Raw genomic sequence first — 7,531 nt, forward strand, 5'->3', positions numbered from 1 at the left:
CATAGTTAATTTAGTTCTATATAGATAAAAAAGCGGCCGGATTGCTCCGGCCGTTCTCTATTACCGTTTTACCAACTCATTTGTTTCGTCCAGCTTTTTTCTGAAAGATTTAAGGAAATTTGCGCTTATCGTTCCTTTGTTTGCGTACAGTTTTTCGCAGAATGCTTTAATGGCGTTTTGCGGCTTTGGTTCCGACAGCATTGTGACATGATTGGAAGAGTGAACGTCCAGCAGGTGAAACTGTTTCATCTGGCGTTCCCATTCTTTCCAATACGCATCTTGGTCTAACGGAATTTGTTCTTCCTCTGCTGTCAGATAACGTTCAAGATCTCCGAGGAACAAACCGCTTTTATTACGGAAGTAGTAGCATTGCAGCGCTTCCGGATGAGGCAGCGGCTTCATGTCATACTCTTCCATTCCGTAAGCGAGCTGCGTCTTCATCATTTGCTCCAGCTGCATCCGGATCGCTTCTTCGGATTTTGGCAGACCGCGCTTTTTGGCAAGGCCGATCAATTCTTTCAATACCTCTTCTTCCTCAGCCTGGACGGTAATGTCTTCTCTGCTGATTAATGCCTCTTCAAGGTTTTCAGGCTTAAGATATGCTGTAAGCATCGTATTGATCGTTTGCAGCATGACTGACTTAACAGATGGTTTTCTTTCTTTCCATTTATCACTGTACGGGGTGTCGATCATGACGGCGCTTTTTACCGTATGACCTTCCTCCTGCAAGAGGCGCACGGTTTCGTATGCAAGCATTCCGCCCAAGGAATATCCGCCGAGGTCATAAGGGCCTTTCGGCTGTACCGCTTGGATGATTCTCATATAAGAAGCGGCCGTCTCTTCGATTCCTTGCAGCGGCTCTTTCCCTGTCAAACCTCTTGCCTGGATGCCGTAAAAAGGTCGCTGACTCTTTTTCGCGAATGGCTGGTATGCTTCAACGCCTCCCGTTCCGCCGTGAAACCAAAAAACAGGACGGCCTTTTTCTCTATCATTCAGCTTGACGAGTTCGGGAAAATTTCGGCCCGCCTCCTGCGATTGGTTCGTTTTTAACAGCATGCTAATCTCCTGAACAGTGCTGCATTTCTGAAAAGCCTCCAGACTGATGCGGCTGTCTCCGCCCTCAAGTTTTTTCAGCAGCTGAATAGAGGAGATTGAATCGAAGCCGTATTCAGTCAGCGGCTTATTTTGATCCATTTCCGCTGGCTCCATCCCCAAAATGTCTGCCACAATGTCAGCCACGCTCTCGCAGCGGATCTGAGGATTCTGGGAAACCGGTGCAAGGCTGATGTCTTCTGGCTGACCGCCGTTCCAATACTTATGGTTTTCAAAAGGATATGTCGGAAGCGGCACTCTTTGAACAGATTTGCCTTGGTGGAGTCTGTCCCACGGTATATCCGCACCTTTCACCCAGCAAAATGCAAGCTTTTCCAGATTGTTTTCAGCCAATAGCGTCTCTGTGACGACTGTACCGAGAGTCCCTTCCAGTAAAACGCCGATATCTCCTGATCCAGTCTGCTGACTGCCTGTAAAGAAGCTTTTCATTCCATTGCTTTCTTCGGAAAATGCTCTGTACTCTTTCAGTTTTTCCAGCAATTCATCTTGATTGCGGGCAACGAGTGCCAGGCGGCAGTTCATCGCCTCACGGCCGGTCTGAAGCGTATAAGCAATATCCCGCAATGACGGAGTATCTCCAGTTTGCACAAAATCAGCCAGCTGACCTGCGGCCGCCTTAAGACGCCCTTCGCTCTTAGCAGAAAGCACGATAAGCTGCGGTTCACACGCAGATTCTGTGTCTTTATGGCTCAGGCTGTACTGTTCCAAGACGACATGCGCATTCATGCCGCCGAAGCCATAGCTGTTAATTGCGGCCCGGCGCGGGATCGGTCTGCCCGTATGGTCGGTGAGCTGTGTCCATTCCTGATTGTCTTCGGTGAAACGGAAGCGGCTTTTCTGAATGGCCATTTGCTCATTTGCAGCTGTAAATCCGGGAATGCCCGGGATGGTATGATGCTTCATGGCCATCGCCACTTTTATAAGGGCGGCCAGTCCGGAAGCGAGTTCGCCGTGCCCGATGCAAGGTTTCACGGTGCTGATATAACAAGGCGCGCTTTCCTCTTGATTTGCAGACTCGCCGTAACCCGCTTTGATTGCATTAAACTCCAGCGCATCTGCCATTTCGGAAGCAATGCCGTGCGCTTCAATATAAGTGACGGTTTGCGGATCAACATCGGTGTCTTCGTACGCTTTTTTCATCGCGGCCTTCATTCCCGCCGGATTCGGCGCGTGAAGCGACATGCCTTTACCGCCGTGAGACACTCCTGTTCCTTTAATGACCATGTGAATATGATCGCCGTCATCAATTGCCGCCTCAAGCGGTTTGATGATGATCACGCCCGCCCCTTCGCTTCTGACAAAGCCATCGGCATCTTTTTGGAACGATTTCGCCCGGCCGTTTTTGCTTAAATATCCCATTGAGTCAAAACCGATAAAGCCCTTCGGCGACTGCAGAATATTGGCGGCTCCCACGACAGCCTGCTCACATTCGTTATGACGGATTGATTGAACCGCCCTGTGCAATGCCACCAGCGTTGACGTGCAGGCAGCCTCGTAATATTCACTCGGTCCTTGTAAATTCAAGGCATATGATATTCTGTTCGGAATGATGGACGGGATGGCTGTTCCATTGTTCGGATCGCTGTTGCCCGCGGCAACGAAAACGCCTGTCGGTCTGCTTGATAATTCCTTATTTGTCAGGCCCGCATCCTCCATTGCCTTCCATGTATGCATCAAAAGCAGAAATTGCTCCGGCCCCATTTGTGATGCCTCTTTAGGGGAAATTCCGAAAAAGAGCGGGTCAAATTCGCCGACACCGTCAATAAAACCGCCCCATCTGAGACTCGTGTCATTCTCATCACCGGCGTAACGGCGCCAGTCCCAGCGGTCCGCCGGAATTTCGGTAATACAGTGATCCCCGTTTACGATGTGCTCCCAAAAAGACTGGATATCCGGGGATTGCGGAAACTGAGCTGACATACCGATAATCGCGATTCCTTGCTTGATATCGGCGTTATCACAAGGCGGATGCTGTTTCTTCGGTAAAGTGCGCTCTTCTGTTTCCGTGACCCTGGCCTCTTCTGAATGCTTATGATCGGCAAGCAGTTGAGAAAACTTGCTCTTATATGCTGACGCGAAGTGGCGGGTCAGCTCCTCCGCGGTCGGATACTCGAAAAACAATGTTGGATTCACATCGATGTCCGCCTCTTGGCCGATCTCTTTTGTCAGCCCGATCAGGCTCGCTGAATCAAGTCCCAATTCCATGATATTTGCGTCAGAACGAAGAGATGGCGCGGGTTCATCCATCATCTTGGCGAGCTTGCCAAGGACGTAGCTGCGGATATCATCTGTCAGACTGCCGGCAAAAATCGGTGCTCCCGCATTCTTCACAGCCGTTCGGGCCGGCTGATTTATCTGTTCGGTTTTCGGGCGGAACCGTTTCAGGGCATAGCCTTCAAAACGCATCACCACTTCCGATCGCCTGCTGATGACATCTGCGTTAATCAGAATCATTTCCCCCGTTTGTTTGGCCAGCTTGATGTGCAGCCAGCAATCGGTAAGATCTTCCGGGCTGCTGAAGGTGACGGAATTAATGCCGAACGGCAGATAGCTTTCCGCCTCCGTTTGGTCCAATAAAGAAAGCGAGGCCAAGTAAGCAGTGTTGGCGATTAATGGATTTACGGCATAATGATGCGCTTGTTGTGAGTCGCTATTGTTCAGGTTCACTTTCGCTAAAACGGCATCAGAGCCTTTGTACAGGCGGGTGATCGTTTTAAATTCTTCTCCCCACACGACAGTTCCCGTTCCGTCTCCGTATAACTCATCTATCCGGCCCACTTCCCGGTAAGAGCGCTGAATGGCCGCCAGATCCGCGTGCTGCTTTTGAAACGGATACGGGCTGCACTCGGCATACGCCGCTATGCTCCAATCAGGGGACGTGCGGCTGCGGTGCATTATGCTCAGTTCAAATCCATCCCCGTTTTGTTTCGATTCTGTTTTCAGCTCGATGCGATCGCCTTTTTTTACGGTAATGGGGCTCGCGTAATTCAGTTTTTTAATTTGTCCTCCTTCCGCTTCAGGAAAAAGATCACAAAAATGATCGACTGCCAGACTGTTATATGTAGCGCCGACGAGTACCGGTTCTCCGCTGAATTGATGCCCTTTCACGTATGGGTCGTCATCACTGTATACCGCCTGAACGCCGGCAGCGTTTTCTGATTCACCGAATTGAAAAGAAGTCCCGTGGTCAAAAGCGTAGGCCGGCAGATGAACGGCGTGCTCTTGCTGCAACTGATCAAACGCGATATTCTCTCCTTTTTCCCATTGCCGCGCACGCCGGCCAATATCAGGATCGGAGAAATTGAGATTCCGCTGATCCATGCGGTAAGCGGCCAGCTTTTCCAACAGTTCCTGAACGGAAGCAGCCGTAAATGCCGCCCGATACTCCGAATGATGCGTTCTTTTTTGCAGCGCGGATGCGATGGCGGCCGGATGAAGAGATGGCGTCTTTTCTAAGAAGGCCGCCAGTCTCTCAAGATAGGCTTCAAAACTCCATTTTGTTTTCGCTGACACAGGGAAAATATATTCCTCATCGCCGTGACGGGCCTGATCGGAATTCGGGCTGATATATTCTTCTACGATGAGATTTGCATATGCCCCGCCTGCCCCGAAGGAATTGATCATGCTTCTCCGCGGTATGTTGTCCCCCGTTTCGGCATCCCTCATACGCTCCCAATACTCGGTTTTTTCCTGCAGGTAAAAAGCCGTTTGTTCAAGCGCGATATTCGGGTTTTGCGGTTTTGCATTAATGGTTGGAACTAATGTTTCCCGCTCCATTTGCAGCAGCACTTTCGCGAGCTGGGACATGCCGGAGGCCGCCTCTAAATGGCCGAGATTTGACTTGACGGATCCAAGCGCGCAAAATCGTTTTTTATCGGTATATTGCGCGAACGCATTTGTCAGGGCAATGACCTCAATCGGATCTCCCAATACAGAGCCGTTTGCCGCTGATTCAACATAACTGATTGTTTCCGGATTGATTCCCGCCTTGTCAATGGAAGCCGCCATGAGCTTCGCCTGCTGTTTCGGATCCGGAGCCGTGTACATCTGCCTTCCGCCGCTATGGCACAACGCGCTGCTTTTAATGACCCCGTAAATATGGTCTTTGTCAGCAACCGCTTTGGAGAGCGGCTTCAAGAGCACCGCCCCGACTCCTTCTCCCGGCATCAGGCCCGTGCCGGTTCCGAAGCTTTTGCTCTCACTTCCCTGTTCAAGCAAATTCGCCCGTTCGAGCGCATCATATTTAGACGGTTCAAGCGTGAGATTGACCCCTCCGGCAATCGCCATGGAACAGCTGTTAAGCTTCAGGCTTTCACAGGCGAGATGAATGGCGCTCAGTGAGCTGGAGCATGCGGTCGTAACGCCCATGCTCGGACCCGTTAAATTGAAAAAGTGGGAAATGCGGTTGGCGATATGCCAATCCCCTCCGTTAGAGCTGAGCGCGGCTTTTTCCAATGACGGGATATTCCAGAAATATTGATTGTACATACTGCCCATAAATACACCGATGCCGCTGTCTGATTCCTGCCATTCGTTTACTCTTTCTAACGAGTAACCGCCGTTTTCAAATGTTTCCCATACGGTTTCTAGGCTTAGACGGAGCTCAGGCGTCATCTCCATCACATGGTCTTCACGGATGTCAAACAAGTGATGGTCAAAAGCGTCAATATGCTGCAGAAATCCGCCGTACCGTGTTTTGCGTTCTTCTTTTCGTGTTTCTTTTGCCATTGTTTTCAGAAGACCGGACTTCCATCTGTTTTCCGGGACTTCCGTAATACAGCTGTCTCCGGCTTTTAAATGCTCCCACAGCTCATCGAGCGTTTCAGATTCGGGATAGCGGCCGCTGATGCCGATAATGGCAATGTCGTCACGATCAGAACGATTAACGGTGACGGTTTCTGTTTCCGGCTTTGGCGCTTTTGGCTCTTTTTGTTCAGTGATAAATCGCCGCGTTTCCGTGACAAGCGGCACCGGTTCATTCATTGCAGGTTCCGGATGCTCCGTTTCAGGAGGCGCTTGTTCGGCTCCGAATGCCTGCTGCAGCTTATCTGGGTAAGTTTCAAGCAAATATTCGGCAAGTTCTTTCGTATTCGTGTGTTCAAATAAGATCGTTTTCGGCAGCTCGCCCGTCAATGTTTCCAGTTCGCGGATAAAATTCACCTGCAAAATGGAGTCGACGCCGTATTTTTCAAAGCTGGTTTCCGGCTGAATGCGCTCGGGAGCAAGCTTTATGGATTTGGCTAACGTTTCTTTTATAAATTGCACGGTCCTGTCTGTGACTGAGAAAGCCGGTGCTGTGAAATCAGCCGGCTCTTTGGAAGCCGCAGTTTCTTCAACCGCCTGCGCGTCCGGCTGCTTTTGCCTGATGACGCCGTCGCTTTCTGCCGCCACGATCTGCTGGCCGAGGTGATGTGACGATTCCGCCATAAATGTAACGTATCGATATCCCTCGCTTTCCAGCGCAGACTGCCACGCTTCAGGATACAGCCCCGGGCATCCGGGAATGCGCAGTTTGGCGTCTTCATACAGCCACCAGCCTTCCAAAAGGCCGAATGTCAGGTGAGAATAAACCGAATGGCTGCTGATCTCATTTAATAGCAAAATCCCATTCTTTTTAAGCACCGCTTTGGCATTGCGAAGTGTCCGCCGAATATTTTTTGTCGCGTGAAGCACATTTGCCGCAATTACCGCGTCATATGCGCCCGCCTCTATACCCTGCAAAGCCGGGGGCTCTTCCACATTAAACCGCTTATAAGTCAAATACGGATTCTCGGGACCGTATTCTTTTTCAGCATGCATGAAAAAGGCCTTTGACAGATCGGTGTAGCAATATTCTTTCACATGATGTTTGTACTCTTTTAATCTTTTGAAAACGGCCGCGCTCGTCCCGCCCGTCCCCGCTCCGATCTCTAATATCCGGATTTCCGCGTTCGGGTCTTCTTTCAGGCGTTCTTCAATGAAAGCCGTCAATGTGTCAGCGAGCACCTCATTAAAGTAGTCTGCCGTTTCATTGTTTTTATAGATTCCTTCCACCAATTCCATTGAGGAATCAGGAAACAGAACATCAGTGGCAGAAACTCTGCCGGATAAAATATCCGGCAAAGCTCTGAGAGCGGTCTCCACTAAGGTGATCATCGCCTCTTTGCTGCTGTCCTTGAGTAAAGGAGCTTTCTTTTCATCCCATTCTTGCCACAGCACGTCCGCACGCTCTATCGGACCCGTTAACACATACGTACTGCCTGACTGTTTCAAAAAGCCTTTTTGCACCAAGATGGTGATGCTTTCTTCCAGCCACCTGCCGTAAAACCCCTGCATGACAGGCTGCGTTTCGTTTTCCGTAAAAAATCCGACAGATTTCAGCTGGCCTGCCAATAGTTTGTAAAGAAGATCTTCAGTGTTTTGCAAAGCCGTCCCCTCC

Annotated in this window: 1 protein-coding gene; it reads right to left on the minus strand. The window is 50.2% G+C overall.

Annotation, left to right across the window (positions count from 1 at the left end; translation table 11 throughout):
* Positions 1-60: 60 nt before the first annotated feature.
* Positions 61-7,518: a beta-ketoacyl synthase N-terminal-like domain-containing protein gene (locus OQ477_RS05740; RefSeq protein ID WP_265971706.1), complete on the minus strand. Its 7,458-nt coding sequence runs from the start codon at positions 7,516-7,518 to the stop codon at positions 61-63.
* Positions 7,519-7,531: the final 13 nt, after the last annotated feature.

The sequence above is a fragment of the Bacillus sp. ChL18 genome, from assembly GCF_026241425.1.
GTDB classification, from domain to species: Bacteria; Bacillota; Bacilli; order Bacillales; family Bacillaceae; genus Bacillus; species Bacillus velezensis.